General features: G+C 51.4%; 16 protein-coding genes. 10 read left to right on the top strand and 6 right to left on the bottom strand.

From position 1 onward, the window contains the following. Positions 1-36: 36 nt before the first annotated feature. Positions 37-426, top strand: a complete 390-nt coding sequence (locus tag MKX70_RS27480) for a DUF1499 domain-containing protein (RefSeq protein WP_039299722.1) — start codon at positions 37-39, stop codon at positions 424-426. Between the two features lie 175 nt (positions 427-601). Here MKX70_RS27480 and tpx read toward each other — a convergent pair whose 3' ends face one another. After that, positions 602-1,120 carry a thiol peroxidase gene (gene tpx, locus MKX70_RS27475; RefSeq protein WP_042235038.1) on the bottom strand — a complete coding sequence of 173 codons (519 nt, stop codon included), beginning with the start codon at positions 1,118-1,120 and terminating at the stop codon, positions 602-604. A 112-nt stretch (positions 1,121-1,232) separates the two neighbouring features. On the opposite strand from tpx, the gene MKX70_RS27470 reads away from it, so the two are divergent. Both MKX70_RS27470 and MKX70_RS27465 read left to right on the top strand, forming a co-directional pair. Next, complete coding sequence (locus MKX70_RS27470; protein WP_042235039.1) at positions 1,233-1,859, top strand: rhomboid family intramembrane serine protease; 627 nt, start codon at positions 1,233-1,235, stop codon at positions 1,857-1,859. A 14-nt stretch (positions 1,860-1,873) separates the two neighbouring features. Next, on the top strand, positions 1,874-2,791 hold the full coding sequence (locus tag MKX70_RS27465) for a LysR family transcriptional regulator (protein ID WP_039299738.1): 918 nt from the start codon (positions 1,874-1,876) through the stop codon (positions 2,789-2,791). A gap of 39 nt (positions 2,792-2,830) precedes the next feature. Here MKX70_RS27465 and MKX70_RS27460 read toward each other — a convergent pair whose 3' ends face one another. Together MKX70_RS27460 and MKX70_RS27455 are read right to left on the bottom strand one after the other, a co-directional pair. After that, the gene (locus MKX70_RS27460) at positions 2,831-3,508 is read right to left on the bottom strand and encodes a zinc metallopeptidase (protein WP_442950510.1); all 678 of its coding nucleotides are present in this window, start codon (positions 3,506-3,508) and stop codon (positions 2,831-2,833) included. A gap of 34 nt (positions 3,509-3,542) precedes the next feature. Further along, entirely contained in the window at positions 3,543-3,974 is a 432-nt protein-coding gene (locus MKX70_RS27455; RefSeq protein WP_042135737.1) for a MerR family transcriptional regulator, read from the bottom strand. A 676-nt stretch (positions 3,975-4,650) separates the two neighbouring features. Here MKX70_RS27455 and MKX70_RS27450 point away from each other — a divergent pair. The 3 genes from MKX70_RS27450 to MKX70_RS27440 are packed head-to-tail and all read left to right on the top strand — an operon-like array spanning position 4,651 to position 7,901. Beyond that, positions 4,651-6,039 (top strand): ammonium transporter, encoded by a 1,389-nt coding sequence (locus MKX70_RS27450; RefSeq protein ID WP_042235041.1) that lies wholly within the window; start codon positions 4,651-4,653, stop codon positions 6,037-6,039. Positions 6,040-6,081: 42 nt separating this feature from the next. Continuing rightward, entirely contained in the window at positions 6,082-7,155 is a 1,074-nt protein-coding gene (locus MKX70_RS27445) for a DUF294 nucleotidyltransferase-like domain-containing protein (RefSeq protein ID WP_042242170.1), read from the top strand. Further along, entirely contained in the window at positions 7,152-7,901 is a 750-nt protein-coding gene (locus tag MKX70_RS27440; protein ID WP_042135741.1) for an exonuclease domain-containing protein, read from the top strand. Before MKX70_RS27445 ends, MKX70_RS27440 begins: the two co-directional genes overlap by 4 nt. On the opposite strand, the gene MKX70_RS27435 is transcribed toward MKX70_RS27440, so the two are convergent. Beyond that, on the bottom strand, positions 7,887-8,357 hold the full coding sequence (locus MKX70_RS27435) for a Mov34/MPN/PAD-1 family protein (RefSeq protein WP_052416237.1): 471 nt from the start codon (positions 8,355-8,357) through the stop codon (positions 7,887-7,889). The two genes, MKX70_RS27440 and MKX70_RS27435, sit on opposite strands and share 15 nt — an antisense overlap. 131 nt (positions 8,358-8,488) lie before the next feature. Between MKX70_RS27435 and MKX70_RS27430 the strand changes: the two genes are divergently transcribed. Then, positions 8,489-9,049, top strand: a complete 561-nt coding sequence (locus MKX70_RS27430) for a TlpA family protein disulfide reductase (protein ID WP_042235044.1) — start codon at positions 8,489-8,491, stop codon at positions 9,047-9,049. A gap of 95 nt (positions 9,050-9,144) precedes the next feature. On the opposite strand, the gene cimA is transcribed toward MKX70_RS27430, so the two are convergent. Then, positions 9,145-10,764, bottom strand: a complete 1,620-nt coding sequence (gene cimA / locus MKX70_RS27425) for a citramalate synthase (protein WP_042235045.1) — start codon at positions 10,762-10,764, stop codon at positions 9,145-9,147. A gap of 270 nt (positions 10,765-11,034) precedes the next feature. Between cimA and MKX70_RS27420 the strand changes: the two genes are divergently transcribed. The 3 genes from MKX70_RS27420 to MKX70_RS27410 all read left to right on the top strand — a co-directional run bounded on the left by MKX70_RS27420 (position 11,035) and on the right by MKX70_RS27410 (position 14,360). Next, the gene (locus tag MKX70_RS27420) at positions 11,035-12,327 is read left to right on the top strand and encodes a DNA polymerase IV (RefSeq protein WP_042235047.1); all 1,293 of its coding nucleotides are present in this window, start codon (positions 11,035-11,037) and stop codon (positions 12,325-12,327) included. Positions 12,328-12,487: 160 nt separating this feature from the next. Continuing rightward, on the top strand, positions 12,488-12,730 hold the full coding sequence (locus tag MKX70_RS27415; protein ID WP_036702186.1) for a ferredoxin: 243 nt from the start codon (positions 12,488-12,490) through the stop codon (positions 12,728-12,730). Positions 12,731-12,920: 190 nt separating this feature from the next. Beyond that, the gene (locus tag MKX70_RS27410) at positions 12,921-14,360 is read left to right on the top strand and encodes a L,D-transpeptidase (protein ID WP_340788245.1); all 1,440 of its coding nucleotides are present in this window, start codon (positions 12,921-12,923) and stop codon (positions 14,358-14,360) included. Here the strand turns inward: MKX70_RS27410 and MKX70_RS27405 are convergent. After that, on the bottom strand, positions 14,357-14,494 hold the full coding sequence (locus MKX70_RS27405) for a hypothetical protein (protein WP_167549535.1): 138 nt from the start codon (positions 14,492-14,494) through the stop codon (positions 14,357-14,359). The genes MKX70_RS27410 and MKX70_RS27405 overlap by 4 nt on opposite strands. Positions 14,495-14,584: the final 90 nt, after the last annotated feature.

The raw sequence follows: 14,584 nt of genomic DNA, 5'->3' as shown, positions 1-14,584 counted from the left end.
AGTAATGAACTTGGGATTTGAAGAGGGGGAAGAATTTTGTCGTTGAAAAGAACCTTGGTCGGTTTATTTCGCAGTCATGACGGAACAAGCGACCGTGCAAAAGATCCGACACTCAAAACACGTTATTACACTCTTTCAAGAGACAAGGCGTGGGATGAAGTATCCGCAACGCTGAAGAAGATTCCTGGATTCAAAGTGCTTCACGAAGTACAGTCTGTAGGGGAGATCACCCTGGAGAAGAGAACGGCATTCGGTCGCACACTGGATATCACCGTATCTGTGCTGAGTACCTCGCCGGTACGCTGTGCCGTAGATATGTATTCTGCATCCAGAGGATCGCTTGGCGATTTGGGTGCCAATTACCGTGTCATTCAGCGTTTGTACCAGTCATTGGATAAGAAGCTGGGCAAATATAAGGCTGATTAAGAACGAATTGCACTTTTCTGTCCAGAGATTGTATGCGGTTTCTAAGCACGGTACAGGCCGTGCCGGGCAATAATAAATAGGGCTCATCATACGCAAAAAGCGGGAGAAGGATGACCTTCTTCCGCTTTTTTTCACAAAAGTAAGACTGAAAAGTATAAGTATGGTGCGCTTGAGGTTACAACAGTGCCCGAACAGCAGAAATGGCAGCTTCATAGTCCGGATGCTCTGCCATTTCGGCGAGATATTCAACATAAGCCAGCTTGTCATTCTTGTCCACGACGAAAATGGAACGCATATCCAGACGGAATTCCTTGATCAGTACACCGTAGGCTTGTCCGAAGGAGGTTTCCTTGTGGTCAGAGAGTGTAATTACACTGTCAATGCCTGCAGCGCCACACCAGCGTGCCTGAGCGAAAGGCAGGTCTGTGCTGATAGTGAGGATAACCACGTCATCGCCGAGACCGGCGGCCTCACTGTTGAAGCGGCGGGTCTGTGCATCGCATACACCGGTATCGAGGGAAGGCACAACGCTGATCAGCTTTATTTTGCCGGCATAATCACCGAGTGAAGCATCTTCCAGCAGATTCTTGCTTACCACGAATGCTGGTGCGGAATCTCCTGCCTTCAGTTCAGGTCCTACGAGAGTAATGGGATTGCCTTTAAAAGTAGCTACGCCTGTTCTTTCTTGCGTCATGTCCTTATTTCCTCCTTGGATTGCAATATTGGATTGTTACTGCCACAATAAATTATAATCTTTTTAGAAGCTGAATGTCGAGCCGGACAACATACATAAAAGGATGGGTGCTATGATTTTCATACGATACGAGAAGTGGAAAAGTTATCTCCGGTATTATCCGGTAACCTGTGTGCTGATTCTGGCCAATGTACTGATGTTCATTGTGCTGTCGCTGAATGGCGGCTCAACGAATCTGCAGACCCTCGTGAAGTTCGGGGCAACGGTAAATGTCGGACCAGAGAAAGAGGAGCTGTGGCGCTACGCTGCGGCCATGTTCCTGCATAATGGCTTTGCCCATCTGTTCTTTAACAGTTTCGCTCTGCTGGTATTTGCGCCTCCCCTGGAGCGGCTGATGGGCTGGTGGCGGTATGCGCTGTTGTATCTGGCCGGCGGGTTCCTGGCGAACCTTCTGGGGGTTGCCATCAGCGGCCGCGGAGTAGTTGAGATCGGGATTGTCTCTGTAGGCGCCTCCGGTGCCATCTACGCCGTTTATGGCGCATTCCTCTACATTGCGTTACTGCAAAGAACGATGATGGACGAGGGCTCGCGCAAGACACTGTATGGCCTCCTGGTGATGGGGATTATTATGTCGTTTGCCACACCGCATGTAGATTATATGGCCCATATCGGCGGTCTGGTAGCCGGATTCTTCATTTATGGATTAATGATCCGCGTGTTCAAACGAAACCGAAGATAAGAGAGGGTGTAGACGTGGAGCTTAGACAGCTGCAGTATTTTCTAAAGGTTGCCCAAAAAGAACATGTCACCAGAGCGGCGGAAGAACTGCATGTCGCACAATCTGCAGTAAGCCGCCAGATCCATCAGCTTGAGCAGGAGCTTGGTGTAGATCTGTTCATGCAGAAAGGGAGGAACCTGCAGCTTACTCCTGTCGGACAGCTCTTTTGCAAAAGAGTAGAGTCGCTCCTAAATGAACTGGACCGTTCGGTGGCGGAGGTTCATGAATTCCTTGATCCGGAGCGCGGGGAGATCCGCATCGGCTTCCCGCATAGCCTCGGGACCCATCTCATTCCTTCCATTGTTGCGGAATTCCGCCGTCATTATCCGCATGTTAAATTCCGCTTTAAGCAGGGGGCCTATCCGTCGTTAATTAAGGATGTGATTTCGGGTGAGGTGGACCTGGCCTTCATTTCTCCATTTCCGGAGAATGACGGGCATGTGGCCGGCGATATTGTAATGACTGAAGAGCTGTTCGCCATTCTGCCACAGAATCATCCGCTGGCCGGAGAGGAAGTGATTCGGCTTGAACAGCTGCGGGAAGAGAAATTCGTCTTATTCAGCCAAGGCTACTCGCTGCGGCCGATTGTATGGCAGGCTTGTCTGCAGGCGGGGTTCAAGCCGCAGATTGCTTTTGAAGGCGGGGAGACAGATACGATCCGCGGTCTGGTAGCTGCCGGGATGGGAGTAAGTCTGCTTCCGGAGATGGCGTTCTACCAGACCAATCCAATGCAGCCGGCTCAGGTCCGGGTCGTCGAACCCTCAGTTACAAGAACGGTGGGGCTGATTCACAGGGCGGACGGTAAGCTTCCGCTGGTGGCCCGTTCATTCCGTACCTTCCTGCTAACTTATTTCAAAGACAGACAGCAAAACAATACCCCGGTCGGCTCATAGCCTACCGGGGTATTGTTTGTGATTAACTAAGGCTAACTTTTAGTCGCGGTTGCCCAGGAACATGAGGATCAGTCGGATAAGCTCGAGCAGCGAGACTAATGCTGCTGCCACGTATGTGAGAGCTGCGGCATTCAGGACCTTGGCGACACCGCGTTCTTCTTCATTGCGGATGAATCCTTGCTGTACCATGATCTCGCGTGCACGGCTACTGGCATTGAACTCAACAGGCAGCGTGACAAGCTGGAAAGCTACTGCGGCCGAGAAGAAAATGATCCCCAGACCAATAAGATTCAACGAGCTGAAGATAAAACCGGCCAGTAACATAAAGGGTGCAACACCTGATGCGAAGTTAACGACCGGGAACATCCGGTGGCGGAGCGTAAGCATCGGATAATGTTCCTTATGCTGAATCGCATGGCCAATCTCGTGACAGGCGACGGAAACCGCTGCAATGGAGCTTTCATAATATACTGGCTCTGACAGCCGGACAACACGGTTGATCGGGTCGTAGTGGTCGGAGAGGGTACCCCGTACCGGTTCAATGGGTACATCGTACAGTCCGTTTGCATCAAGCATACGGCGTGCGGCCTCATATCCGGTCAATCCATTCAGGTTGGGCACCTGGGCCCATTTCTTGAAATTACCCTTAACCCTGAACTGGGCCCAGACAGAGAAGATAAAAGCGATAATTAATAATAGATACATTAGGGGCATCATTATGTCTCATTCCTCCACTTTAAGTTACAAGCTGTTACATTGGCGGCCCCTGCGTCAGCAGAAGCCGGATCGCTTCCATGCAGGCAACGCCTTGCGGAATTAATGCTGCTAATGCCCGGTTGGCCTGTCCGGGCTTCAAACCGCTGATCACCGGTTCAAGAGCCTTGACTTCGCGCTCAAGCTGCTGCATCTGAATCTCAAGCTGAACCAGTTTGCCCGAGACCTCGGCTTCCGGTGTAGCTGCGTTCCATTTGCCCATCAGGGATTTGATTTCTTCCAATGTATATTTCTCCTGCTTTAGCTGATTAATACGTTGTAAATTGATCAAGGTTTCATGACTGTACAGCCGGTAGTTCTTCATGCTTCTTGATTCGGGTGTAATAAGTCCAAGCTTCGTATAATAATCAATGGTACGTTCACTGGTGCCGGCCGCCTTGGCCAGCTCACCAATCCGGTAAAGGGTCATATCTCCAAGTCATCTCACCTCGCTCGAAGCGGCAGGCTGTAATACAGCGATGTGCTCTGCTTCAATTATTATTCCTATCATTTATGATACCAAATCGCAAACTATACAGTCAAACGTCACACTTACTTAAAGTATATGCAGTGATTTCTTAAAGATTCGCTGTTGTTTTATATGAGGAGATACCTTCTTTGCAGAGCGCAGAGCAAAATGTTCAGAATAGTAGGGACTCAGATTGAGAAGTGTAAGTAATATATAACATAACATGTGATGTATTTACTTAAGAACCCTGAACATCATAGATATTCTTATGAGCTGCTTAGGAAAAGTAGTTAAACTTATTTTATATTGAAGCTAAACAAGGTTGATGTCAGGAAAAATTCGGCGTGAAAAGGTATGTTTACTAACAGACATTAATAAAAATACATAATGAATAATCTTGAATACTGCACAAAGTGTATACGCTTGCATCCTTGTCAAGTATAGGAGCTGGCGGTTTCTGCGGAATATCTGCAATCTTGCGGGAGAATTGTCATATGGTGAATAAATCGAGAGCTTCCAATAATAAATTAATACATTCAAAAAAATAGTCTTGTCAATTTCCCTGACTTCTGATTATAATGACATTAAGAGTTTCACGCTTTGTTAGAAAATATAACATTGGGGAGTGGGGTAAAGTATGAAAAAAAAGATGTTGATGATGTTCCTGGCCATGGTTACACTGATGATCTATCCGGTCAGCGCATTTGCTGCTGAGGGTCCGGCAACACCGGATCTGCAAATTGGACTTGACACTGCATTTACGTTCCTGGCATTTATCCTTGTGTTCTTTATGCAAGCTGGTTTCGCAATGCTTGAAGCCGGTTCGGTCCGGATGAAGAATGCAGGTCACGTTGCCGGCAAGACGGTACTGACACTGGCCATTGCAAGCTTGTGTTTCTGGGCTCTGGGCTTTGGTCTTGGCTTCGGTAACGGCAATAGCTTCTTCGGTACTACAGGCTTCTTCTACGGTGGAGATACAACAGGTTCTTCGTTTGAATCCCTGGCATTCTCTGATGTAACCCTAAATGTTAAATTCCTGTTCCAAATGGCTTTCGCAGCAGTATCCTTGGCGATTGTATCTGGTGGTATGGCAGAACGTGCTAAGCTAAGCGTATACATCATTTTCGGAATTCTCTTCTCGGTAGTGATCTATCCGGTTGTGGCTCACTGGGTATGGGGCGGCGGCTGGTTGGCTGAGCTGGGCATGCAGGACTATGCAGGTTCCACGGTGGTCCATCTTACAGGTGCAACTGCAGCTGTTGTGGCAACAATCCTCCTTAAACCCCGTCTGGGCAAGTTCAATAAAGAAGGTAAACCGGTTATCATTCCTGGTCACAACCAGGTATTCACAGTACTCGGCGTTATCATTCTCTGGTTCGGCTGGTTTGGCTTCAACCCGGGTAGTGCATTGTCCCCTATGGGCGGATTCTTCGGCCACGTGGCACTGACAACGAACCTGGCTGCTGCGGCAGGCGGTCTGGCGGCACTGATTGCTTCCTGGCTGTACTTCGGCAAGTCGGATATTCCGGCAATGCTGAACGGTGTTCTTGCTGCACTTGTTGCTATCACTGGTGCCTGCGCATTTGTAGAGCCTTGGGCGGCTATTCTTATCGGATTTGTGGCTGGAGCATTCACCTTCATGACTTCACAGTGGCTGGAACGTGCAGGTCTTGACGATCCGATCTACGCCTTCTCTGTTCACGGTATTGCAGGGGTTTGGGGAGCCATTTCTACAGGCTTGTTCGCAACACCTGAGCTTGTTGAAACTGTTGGTGTCGGTAAAGCCGGTTTGTTCTACGGCGGAGGTGCACATCAGCTGGGAGTACAGGCGCTTGGTGTGATCGGTACCTTTGCTTTCGTAGCGGTGATGTCCTTCATTATCCTCTACGTAATGAAAATGGTTATCGGACTTCGTGTAACGGAAGAAGAAGAATTGATGGGTCTGGATATCAGTGAGCATGGTACTTACGGTTATCCTGAACAAATGAAACTGATCACAGAATCGGAATCCAAACCCTTGAAATAATTATATCTTCTACTCAATAGGGAGGCGGACCGAGTGGCTTCGATGGAGACAGCAGACTGGAACGAAGATGAAAGATACATGTCCATCGTAACGGCCGGTTCGCCGCAGGAGCTTAAGGCCAGGCGTACCGCTTGTCAAAAAGTACTTCTGGAGCAATTAAACGTTATTCCGGCCCAGGAATGGATGTGCCGGGTGAATGCAATGCATGATCAGATTGCAAAAACAGCGGTACACATATGTGAGGCGCAGATGAAGGAGGCGGGCTATGGCCTGCCTCCCTGCGCCTATTCCTTTATTGTATTCGGCAGTGCAGGCAGACAGGAAGCTACGCTGTGGAGTGATCAGGATAATGGTTTGATTGTAGAAGGTGAGCTGGATGGGCTCAAGAAAAGCTATTTCGAAGCCTTCGGCGCCATGTTGTCCGATGTGCTTGAAACTGCAGGTTACGAGAAATGCGGCGGCAAGGTGATGTGCTCCGAGCCTTTGTGGCGTAAAACGCTGTCTGAATGGGAGCATCAGCTGGAGGGCTGGATGGAGCAGCTGGAATGGGAGCCTGTCCGTTACCTGATCATAGCTTCTGATATGCGCCATGTGGCCGGCAGCGTAGAATTGTCCGCGAAGTGGAAGGAAGCTTTTCATGCCGGTTTTGCGGACAATCACAAGCTGACGATGGCTGTGCTGCGAAATACCGTTCGCCATAAGGCAACACTTAATCTGCTGGGACAGGTACTCACGGAGCGGTTTGGCGATCATGCAGGCGGTTTTGATGTCAAATACGGACTTTATATCCCGCTTGTCAATATTGTCAGACATTTGTCGCTGCTGCACGGGATAGAGGATTCTTCGACGCTGAAGAGGCTTGAGCATTTGGCTGAACTGGACAAATACCAGCATCTTGAAGAGATCCGGAGGGCATTTCTGACGGCCTTGAAGATGCGTGTGAATACGCCTTATACGGTGGAGGATGGCTTGCTTGCAAGCAGTGATTACTATGCCGAGAGTGATTTGAAGAATAAGCAGCTCAGAAGTGAGCTGCGGGAAAGTCTGCTGCTGGTCAGGCGTCTGCACAAGGCCCTGCAGCGACAGCTCCGGTCCGCGGAAAGGAGACAGCCATGAAGGAGCCGAACAAAGGCGGAGGGTTCTGGAACAACCTGAGACAAGGCGGAATGCCATCCGCCATCGCTTCCATGAGAGGCGGAGAATCGGCCCAGCAAACCGCACAGCAGATGGCTTTTATCCGTTCTCTTATGCGCGAAAAACGGCGTCCGGAAGTGCTGCACACTCCGCTCTCTGAGCTGGAGACCGTTATATTTGATCTTGAGACTACCGGCTTCTCCCATCAGGGAGGGGATGAGATTATGTCCTTCGGGGCGATCCGTGTGGTAGGGGAAGAGATTAAGGAAGACGAATGTTTCTATACGCTGGTGAATTGCGGGACGGCTATTCCTGATAATATTACCAGGCTGACCGGGATTTCAGAAGAAATGACATCCAGTGCCCCGTCTTTGATGGATGGACTGCACAATTTCATGTCCTTTGTCGGCCAGAGAGTGCTGGTAGCGCATGGAAGTGCACATGATAAATCTTTTCTGAACGCCGCCTTATGGAAAACCTCCAAGGTGCAGCTGACCCACCGGGTACTGGATACGATGATGCTGGCCCGCTGGCTGGAGCCGCACCGCAGTAATTACACGCTGGATGAGCTGCTGGCCATTCACGAGATCCCGATTGAAGGCCGTCATCATGCGCTTGAAGATGCCAAAATGACGGCGAAATTATGGGTAGCGTATCTCCGGCAGATTTCCCAAAAGAACCAGGTGGAGACACTGGGCGATCTGTACGCTTATCTAAGCAGGACTTAAGGGCACATGCTGTAGGGCAGGTGTCTGTGCAGAGCCGCTATTGTCCGTACGCTGTATTAGGAACCCGTTCAACAGCGGAGTACCGGTATGGCGGGTTCCCGGAGAGCCGATCAGGTATATCTTGAATTCAGGCCCCAGCGAAGACAAACCATTTAGATCGGCAAGAGAAGGCCAGGGCGCAGCATGCGGATGGGAGTGGAAAAATCCGACAGGTGCGGGTTCACGGTATACGGCTCTGATCCACTCTCCGGGATCAGGTACAAAAGAATGCAGCGGGTCAGGCGCTACGTTGCGTATCGGCACATAGCTGTCGATACACATGCCACCCGCTGCGGCAGCTCCCAGCAGGATTCCGCAGGCTTCCTGCGGATAACAGGACAGCAGATGCTTCCCCAGCATATGCTGTACGGAAGAGCTCAGTCGGATGGACTGGGGGATTCCCTGGCTAGCTGTCATATCTTCACCCCTCTCTCTTCATGGGATTTCGTCTTTGACGGAATCCTCTTTTTTATTGTAAATAACGTTTGAAACTGCAGCAGGTGGGGGTACAATAGAGGAAAAACCTCTAAGCAAAGGAACTGACTCCTATGAAAGCAGTCCATAAACGGAATTTGACTGTTCTGGCCCTGATTGTTTTTCTGGCCGTTCTTGCCATAGAGCATAGAAGCAAGGCTGAACCGAAAGCGGTCGCGGTCCTTCAGCAGCAGGCGGAGCCGGAGACTGGTGCTTCCGCAGGCTTGAGAGCCCCTTCATTCATGCTGCAGGAAGGCGACAAACGGTATGAAGTCGGGGGAGCCAGGGAGAAAGCGGTAATGCTGAATTTCTGGGCCTCCTGGTGTGATCCTTGCCAGCAGGAAGCTCCGGAGCTGAACAGGCTGGCAATGAAATACAGCGACGTGCTGGATATTTACGGCATCAATGTTACCAGCCAGGATTATAAACCCAACGCAGAACGGTTCGTCAAAAAGTACATGCTGGCTTTTCCGGTGATGTATGATCTGAAAGGCCAGATTTTCGATAAATATAATGGAGCCGTATTCCCGACTAATGTACTAATTGACAAGAATGGTGTCATTAGCGAGATCATTCTGGGTGTCCTGACCGCTGAGGAATTGGAGCAGAAGATTATCGCCTTAACCGGCTCCTAACGAGGCCGGCAGCAAGGTGCTGCAAAGCCCCCCGGTGCGGATGTACTTCCGCACCGGAGGGCTTTTGCTTTTGAACAACCTATGGATAAAGGCAGTTAGTGATTGACTAAGCCTCTCGGTTCACTGCTGGCCTGGGTGTCCTGATCCAGCGAAATCTGTCCGAGCAGGGCATAGCGCATAGAATCGACCAGTGCCTCCCAGCTCGCTTCAATCACGTTGCTGGATACGCCTACTGTGCTCCAGGTGTCTCCGTAGTCTTTGGATTCAATGAGTACGCGAACCTTCGCTGCGGTCTGGTCCTGCTCGTCAAGCACCCGGACCTTATAGTCGGAGAGGTGCATATCCTTAAGCTGCGGGAAATACGTCTGCAGCGCCTTGCGCAGCGCGTTATCCAGTGCATTGACCGGACCATTGCCTTCTGCCGCAGTGTACAGGCTCTCGCCGCCGACCTTCAGTTTGACGAAGGCTTCAGAGACGACGGGGCGGCCGGCAGTTTTCTCTACCAGCATCTTGAACGACTCAAAGGTGAACAGCTCGTTCATCTCTCCGGTAGCTTCCCGGAGCAGCAGTTCAAGCGAGGCATCCGCCCCTTCGAACTGATATCCCTGATGCTCCAGGTCCTTGATCTTATCAATAACCTTGCGGGCCTGTTCGCTGCTTGGATCGAGACTGAGCCCCATCTCCTGGGCTTTGGACAGCACATTGCTCTGTCCTGCGAGTTCAGAGACAAGCACACGCTGTTTGTTGCCGACCAGCTCGGGAGCGATATGCTCATAGGTGCGCGAATCGCGCAGAATGGCCGAGACATGAATGCCGCCCTTATGGGCAAAAGCCGCGGTTCCGACATAAGGCTGGTTTACCGGCATGTTCACGTTGGCGACTTCGCTGATGAACCGGGCGGTGTTGGTTAATTGGGGTAACGAATCTCCCGGGATACAGTGATACCCCATCTTCAGCTGCAGGGTTGGAATGATGGAGCACAGATTGGCGTTGCCGCAGCGCTCGCCGTAGCCGTTGATGGTTCCCTGTACCTGACGTACACCCGCACCGATTGCGCTTAAAGTGTTAGCTACCGCAAGCTCGCAATCGTTGTGTGTATGAATGCCCAGAGCAGCACCCGGAAGCTGGATGCCCATGCCGGAGACAATCTCCTGAATTTCATGCGGCAGGGTTCCGCCGTTAGTATCGCACATTACAAGCCAGTCGGCTCCGGCTTCGCGGGCACAGGCGAGTACGGCAGCAGCATATTCGGGGTTGTTCTTATACCCGTCGAAGAAATGCTCCGCATCGAAAATGACCTCCAGACCCTGGCGTTTCAGGTAGGAGATGGAGTCGCCGATCATGGCCAGGTTCTCTTCAAGGGTAGTCTGCAGCGCAGTATGAACGTGGAAGTCCCAGGACTTCCCGACCAGGGTCGCTGCCGGAACGCCGGCATCAATCATTCTTTGCAGCCCGTCGTCGTGCTCCGCTACCGAATTCTTGCGCCGGGTACTGCCGAATGCTGTGATTTTGGCATTCAGATGGAGCTCCTGGACTCTTTTGAAAAATTCGATGTCTTTGTTGTTGCTTCCAGGATTGCCGCCTTCAATATAATGGACACCCAGATCGTCGAGTTTCCTGGCAATCTTCAGCTTGTCATCCGCCGACAGACTGATCCCTTCGCCTTGAGTGCCGTCGCGCAGGGTAGTATCGAAGATGGAGATAGACTTAGACATGAGTGTCCTCCTAAAAGTGTTGTTTAGCATAACTTCCTTGAAACCGCTTCGTGCAAAACTGGCCTCGGAAGCATTAGCTTAAGTTGTAGTTGTAGTTAGCATACACATATATGAAATTAATTTTTATATTATAGCATTTTTACGCGGGAAAGTAACAAAGAACTTTTCATTTAATCGTCACAAGAGGCTCTTCTGCAAGTTGACCTCCCGCAAGGTGAAGAGGTATGCTGGAAATAACAATGGAACCCTGAAGATAAGAAGGTAGATACCATGCAGAATGTGGATCAATATTATCCGGCAAGCGGCAGGGTTATTCTCCATGTGGATATGAATGCCTTTTACTGCTCGGTGCATGAGGCGGAGGATCCGGAGCAATATAAAGGTAAAGCGACGGCCGTTGCCGGCAGCGTGGAGTCCAGACGGGGAATCATCGTCACTTGCTCGTACGCCGCACGCAGACTTGGCATCTCAACGGGGATGCAGGTTCAGAAGGCGCTGCGTATCTGTCCATCCTTAATCCTTATTAAGCCGGACTTTCATTTATACCGCAAGTACTCGAATGCATTTATGCAAATTGCTTACAGCTATACTCCGCTGCTTGAAGCGGTATCGATAGACGAATGTTATCTGGATATTACCGGTTCGCGCCAATTCGGGACCCCTCCGCAGATTGCCGAGACGCTGCAGCGGCGTATTATGGAAGAGCTGGGTCTACCCTGCTCCATCGGGATTGCCCCCAATAAGCTGCTGGCGAAGATTGCCTCTGATCTCAAAAAGCCGAATGGCATATCCGTGCTGCGGCTGCGCGATGTGCCGTCCATTCTATGGAACAAACCCTGCAACGAGATGTTCGGAATCGGCAGCAAGACGGCCGAGAAGCTGAAGAAGCTGGGTATTTACAGCATTGGACAGCTGGCGGCGGCGGATGAGGCGATGCTGGTCGGACATTTTGGCGTGATGGGCTCGTGGCTGAAGCGGGCCGGCAACGGGATCGATCACGGGGTAGTGAACCCTGAGCGGGAGCAGAGCAAGTCCATCGGGCATACGACTACGCTGCCGCGGGATGTAGTGGGGCTTGCGGAGGCGCGTCCAATCCTGCTGAATCTCAGCGATCAGGTGGCTCGGCGGCTGCGGAAGCAGGGTCTGGTCGCTGCGGGAGTGCAGCTTACGATCCGTACACCGGATATGAAGACGATTACCCGTTCGCGCCAGCTGGAGGCACCTACAGAGAGCGCTGAAGATATCTATAAGGCTGCCCTGGACCAGTTCGCGCGCCACTGGAAGGGCGATAAGCCGGTGAGGCTGCTGGGTGTGACCCTTCAGGGGCTGACGCTCAAGGAGGATTCCGCGATTCAGCTTGACTTGTTCGATTACGAACGGCAGCCGAAGAAGGAATCGCTGAATAAGGCGATGGATATGCTGCGCAACAAGTTCGGCGAGAATGCGGTGCTGACGGCAGGCATGCTCACTGACAGCCACTCTGCGCGGCTGCGCAATCACAAGGAGCGGGGAACCTCACTGCAGAAGGACAATCTTAGCGGCGCGGACCGGGATACCGACTGAGATATCGGCCCGGAATTGCAGCCTGGATGTGGCCGTTTAATAGGGCAATACTGTAAACACATTGAAAATTCATTGAAATTGTATCCTATTTATATTAATATGAGAAAAATAACAGACTGCTACTGCAGGCTGTATTGTTTAAGCGGGAGGCAGAGATAAAATGGCTAAGTACACTTGGGTCGAAAAAGATACATGCATCGCTTGTGGTGCTTGTGGCGCGACGGCCCCTGATATTTTTGATTACGATGACGAAGGTTTGGCAGAAGTGATCTACGAGAATGACGGTAACCACGGGAATGTAGTGATTCCGGACGACTTGTTCGATGACCTGCAGGATTCAGCGGATGGATGCCCTACAGACTCCATCAAGATCGCGGATGCGCCGTTCAACAAAGAAGGCTAAGTCCGGACTTCCATTCATCAGTACCTAATGTAAGGATCGGATATAGGGTGAACCTTATATTTGATCCTTACATTAACATAAAGGCATCTCCTGACCGTGATAAATGCGGCTTGAGATGTCTTTTTTTAATGTCCTGACCGATATAAAATATAAAGAAACTAAGATTGAATCATAGATCCCGGAGGCCAATGTGAAAAATTCGCAGCATCTTAAAGCATATGTGCAGATGCATCCTGATAACAAGATGGCATGGTACTTGCTCGGTAAGGAATACTATAAGAACGGTCAGCAGGGAAAAGCCAATTACTGCTTCAACCAGGCCGGCGAAGTGTATGAAGCTTTTGAGCACAGCAAGGTGCCGGCGGATATGCTGAAGCAATATGAGGATGGGCTGCTGCAATCCGCCCGGGAGCGCCAGGCAGGCAGACTGCGGAAACGCCGTGTGCTGCTGGCCTTCATGTTGCTGCTGCTGTTGCTGATCCCGGCTGGAGTGGCACCGGGGGTAAGCCAGGAAAGCTCTGAAGCACCGGACGGGGAGAATGCGGCTGTTGCCCTGGCTGAGCTGCCGGCAATAGATGATGAAGAGACTCCGGAAGTTCAGCCAAGCCTGTCCTTCACCGCTGTCGGGGCAGACGCCGTCTCCCGCGGACAGGGACTGGCGGGTATCCTGCTGAAGGCACAAACGCCTTCCGCCACGGCGATGCTAAGCATGGAGCGGGCGGGCAAGTGGCTGGTGTGGAAGAAGAAGCTTCCGCTGGCGGCTACGCTTGCCAAGAGTGGGGACGGACGCGTAGTGTACCAGTCCTATAATCCGGTTGTCTGTGACTGCCAGCCGCCTGATCCGGCGGAAATCAAGAAGCAGGCGGGGCTGTGGCAGGAGAAGCAGGAGGAGCTTGCTGTGCTCTGGAGTGCCATGCGGGCCTATAAGACGACCGAGGGGGCCCTTCCAGGTTCACTGCAGGAGCTGGTGAAGCCTTTTCCGGCCAATTGGCTGGGCGGCACGACACCGCTGATGAAGGAACAGTTCGGTCCGCTCCGCGGGGCAGCAGCGGGATTTACTGCAGTGCCAAGCCCTTCTCCGCAGCCGACCGTAACACCGGCCGCCGGTTCACCGGGGCAAGGTCAGACAATCGGGGGCAGTCCTGAGGCGGGCAGCGGAGCCGGCGGGGCAGGAACCCCCTTTTTTACAGAACCGCTCATGATTATTGTTGATAAACAAAAACACCGTCTGGCAATAACCAGCGGCAATATTATTCTGCGGAACTATGCAGTCGGATTAGGCGGGGAGAAGACGCCTGAGGGTAGCTTCGTGATCCGGGATAAAGTGGTCAATCCCAATGGACATGATAACGGTGAATTCGGCAGCCGGGGCATGCAGCTCTCGGACAGTAATTATGCAATACACGGTACGAATGAACCGGAAAGCATCGGGAAGGATGAATCACTGGGCTGTATCCGGATGAGCCGGAAGGATGTGGAGGAGCTGTTCGCGATGGTGCCGATGGGCACGAAAGTGCAGATTAGTAAAGGGGTCCTGCCTGAGGAGCTAGTCGCGCCGGAGGACCGGTTCCCTTCGGATGCGCCCCCAAATCAGACCAACCCCCATAAGGTCTACCATTGGTTGAATTAGTTCCCTGCTACGATAAACAAAACGACAATGAGAAGGACCAGCAGTACCAGACTTGCACTGATCCATAGGATTGCCTTGCGGTTAACTTCTTCTTTCTTCTGCTGCAGTGTAGGAGGTTTGCGTTTAGTTGACATATTGTCATCCTTCTTTCTCTCTTTATCTGTGATTACCCTTACATTGTAATGCGTTTACAAGAAAATTACTATACTTTGAGGGACAGGTTG

The organism is Paenibacillus sp. FSL R7-0312 (assembly GCF_038004445.1).
Taxonomy (GTDB): Bacteria; Bacillota; Bacilli; order Paenibacillales; family Paenibacillaceae; genus Paenibacillus_AQ.
The sequence above is the reverse complement of the archived record's forward strand: the minus strand, read 5'-3'. Positions and strand labels throughout refer to the sequence as shown.

Excerpts from the sequence above, each read along its gene's own strand:
- tpx (WP_042235038.1), bottom strand. The coding sequence starts at position 1,120 with ATGACGCAAGAAAGAACAGGCGTAGCTACTTTTAAAGGCAATCCCATT.
- MKX70_RS27470 (WP_042235039.1), top strand. The coding sequence starts at position 1,233 with ATGATTTTCATACGATACGAGAAGTGGAAAAGTTATCTCCGGTATTAT.
- MKX70_RS27460 (WP_442950510.1), bottom strand. The coding sequence starts at position 3,508 with ATGATGCCCCTAATGTATCTATTATTAATTATCGCTTTTATCTTCTCT.
- MKX70_RS27455 (WP_042135737.1), bottom strand. The coding sequence starts at position 3,974 with ATGACCCTTTACCGGATTGGTGAGCTGGCCAAGGCGGCCGGCACCAGT.
- MKX70_RS27450 (WP_042235041.1), top strand. The coding sequence starts at position 4,651 with ATGAAAAAAAAGATGTTGATGATGTTCCTGGCCATGGTTACACTGATG.
- MKX70_RS27445 (WP_042242170.1), top strand. The coding sequence starts at position 6,082 with ATGGAGACAGCAGACTGGAACGAAGATGAAAGATACATGTCCATCGTA.
- MKX70_RS27440 (WP_042135741.1), top strand. The coding sequence starts at position 7,152 with ATGAAGGAGCCGAACAAAGGCGGAGGGTTCTGGAACAACCTGAGACAA.
- MKX70_RS27435 (WP_052416237.1), bottom strand. The coding sequence starts at position 8,357 with ATGACAGCTAGCCAGGGAATCCCCCAGTCCATCCGACTGAGCTCTTCC.
- MKX70_RS27430 (WP_042235044.1), top strand. The coding sequence starts at position 8,489 with ATGAAAGCAGTCCATAAACGGAATTTGACTGTTCTGGCCCTGATTGTT.
- cimA (WP_042235045.1), bottom strand. The coding sequence starts at position 10,764 with ATGTCTAAGTCTATCTCCATCTTCGATACTACCCTGCGCGACGGCACT.
- MKX70_RS27420 (WP_042235047.1), top strand. The coding sequence starts at position 11,035 with ATGCAGAATGTGGATCAATATTATCCGGCAAGCGGCAGGGTTATTCTC.
- MKX70_RS27415 (WP_036702186.1), top strand. The coding sequence starts at position 12,488 with ATGGCTAAGTACACTTGGGTCGAAAAAGATACATGCATCGCTTGTGGT.
- MKX70_RS27405 (WP_167549535.1), bottom strand. The coding sequence starts at position 14,494 with ATGTCAACTAAACGCAAACCTCCTACACTGCAGCAGAAGAAAGAAGAA.